Annotated in this window: 4 protein-coding genes; 2 read left to right on the top strand and 2 right to left on the bottom strand. The window is 65.4% G+C overall.

The window, feature by feature from the left end:
• Positions 1 to 3: 3 nt before the first annotated feature.
• Positions 4 to 609 (bottom strand): heme ABC exporter ATP-binding protein CcmA, encoded by a 606-nt coding sequence (gene ccmA / locus BHQ40_RS24585; RefSeq protein ID WP_070158296.1) that lies wholly within the window; start codon positions 607 to 609, stop codon positions 4 to 6.
• Positions 606 to 1,013 (bottom strand): metallopeptidase family protein, encoded by a 408-nt coding sequence (locus BHQ40_RS24580; RefSeq protein WP_070158295.1) that lies wholly within the window; start codon positions 1,011 to 1,013, stop codon positions 606 to 608. The genes ccmA and BHQ40_RS24580 overlap by 4 nt, the downstream gene beginning before the upstream one ends.
• 265 nt (positions 1,014 to 1,278) lie before the next feature.
• On the opposite strand from BHQ40_RS24580, the gene BHQ40_RS24575 reads away from it, so the two are divergent.
• Together BHQ40_RS24575 and BHQ40_RS24570 are read left to right on the top strand one after the other, a co-directional pair.
• Positions 1,279 to 1,569 (top strand): 4a-hydroxytetrahydrobiopterin dehydratase, encoded by a 291-nt coding sequence (locus BHQ40_RS24575; RefSeq protein ID WP_070158294.1) that lies wholly within the window; start codon positions 1,279 to 1,281, stop codon positions 1,567 to 1,569.
• Between the two features lie 4 nt (positions 1,570 to 1,573).
• The coding region (locus BHQ40_RS24570; protein ID WP_139139479.1) for an ATP-binding cassette domain-containing protein at positions 1,574 to 2,006 on the top strand (433 nt) is incomplete at its 3' end.

Raw genomic sequence — 2,006 nt, 5'->3', positions numbered from 1 at the left:
GGATCATGTCTGCGCGTCCTGCGGCAGATGAGCGGACAGATCGATCTCATATGCGCCGGGCAGAGGCAGGTCCTGATGCGATGCGGCCAGGATGACGCCGCCGCCCGCCAGATGCCGCCCGATCAGCGCGCCCAGCATCGCTGCCGATGCGCTGTCCAGCCCGTTGGCCGGTTCGTCGAGCAGCCAGATGGGCGCGCCGCTCGCCGCCACGCGCGCCAGCATCGCGCGTTTGCGCTGGCCGGTGGACAGCATCCTGACCGGAATATCGGCGAGGCCGGAGAGGCCGAGGGCGGATAATGCGTCCGCGACGGTGGCGGCCGGCACGCCATCCATCCGCGCCCAGAAACCGAGCGCATCCGCCAGCGTCCGATCACGGTCGAGCGCCAGCGATTCATCGCTCAGCGCCGCCTTGCCGCGCCGCTCGACCGTTCCGGCAAAGGCGGGAAGCAATCCGGCGGCAAGGCGGATCAGGCTGGACTTGCCCATGCCGTTGGGGCCGCGCAGCAGGGCAGACTGCCCCGGCGCCAATGTCAGGTCGATGCCGCGCAGCAGCAGCCGTCCGCCGCGCATACAGGCGACACCGGACAGGCGCAGCAGCGCGTCGCTCATTCGGTGACCATATCTTCCAATGCGTGCATGTCCGCGTCCGACAGGCCGAAATGATGGCCGACCTCATGCACGACCACATGCGCGATCAGCGATTCCAGCGCGACACCGGTTTCGACCCATTCGTCGAGCAGCGGGCGGCGGTAGAGGTGGATGCTGGGCGGCATGTCGCCTGTCTGCGCCTCCTGCCCGAAGGGGCGGCCATTATAGATGCCCGTCAGGTCGAACGGGTCGCTGACATTCAGGTCGCGCAGCACCGCCTCGGTCGCAAATTCCTCAATGAACAGGACCACATTGTGCAGGTAACGGGTAAAAGGTTCCGGCAGGCGGGATAAAGCGGCCAGCGCCAGCGTTTCAATGTCCTGCGCGCTTGGCGCGAAGCTCTGCGATTGACCTTGCTCTGTCATCGCTGCGACATAGGCGATAGGGCGCGCATGCGCCAGTGAGGAAGGGTGAGTGATATGTCGGAGCATGCGGCGAGAAATCGCATCCGTCGTGTGTGAGCAATGACACCCATTTACATCCGTTCGGGCTGAGCGAAGTCGAAGCCTTCCGCCGAACGCAGTGAGGCGTCTTCGCCTCCGCTCAGACAAAGGCTTCGACTTCGCTCAGCCCGAACGGGTAATGATTCGATATAAATACGAGTAGGCTTAAAGGCCGGAAGGAATGTGCATGATCGAGAAGCTGAATGATGAGGAACGGGCGGTTGCGCTGGCGGGATTGCCGGAGTGGGGCGGCGTCGCGGAGCCGGATGGGATCAGCCGGTCCTTTTCCTTCGGCAATTTCGTGGAGGCGTTCGGCTTCATGACGAAAGTGGCGTTGCTGGCGGAGAAGGCGGACCATCATCCCGAATGGTCGAACGTCTATGGGCGGGTGGAGATCATGCTGACCACCCATGACGCCGGCGGCCTGTCGCAGCGGGACATCGACCTGGCCACCGCGATCAACGCGCTGGCCGCCTGACATTATGCCGCAGCCCGCGATCCGCTTTACCGGCGTTCGCAAGGCTTTCGGGTCGTCCGTCGCGGTTGCGGACGTCTCGCTGGACGTGGCGGCGGGGCAGTTCGTGGCGCTCGTGGGCGCATCGGGATCGGGCAAGTCCACGTTGCTCAGGACGGTGAACCGGCTGGTCGAACCCGATGCGGGGCGCGTGCTGCTGATGGGGGAGGATGTTGCGGATGTCTCCCTGCCGCAACTGCGCAGGCGCATTGGCTATGTGTTCCAGCATATCGGCCTGTTTCCGCATATGGATGTGGCGGGGAATATCGGGCTGGCGCTGCGGCTTGCCGGGCGGGATGCCGACGGCCGGGTGGGAGAACTGCTCGACCTGATCGGGCTTCCCCGCGCCTTTGCGCCGCGCATGCCCGCCGAACTGTCGGGCGGGCAGGCGCAGAGGGTCG

The sequence above is a fragment of the Sphingobium phenoxybenzoativorans genome (assembly GCF_001757355.1).
GTDB lineage: Bacteria > Pseudomonadota > Alphaproteobacteria > Sphingomonadales > Sphingomonadaceae > Sphingobium > Sphingobium phenoxybenzoativorans.
This window is presented reverse-complemented; position numbering and strand designations above follow the sequence as displayed.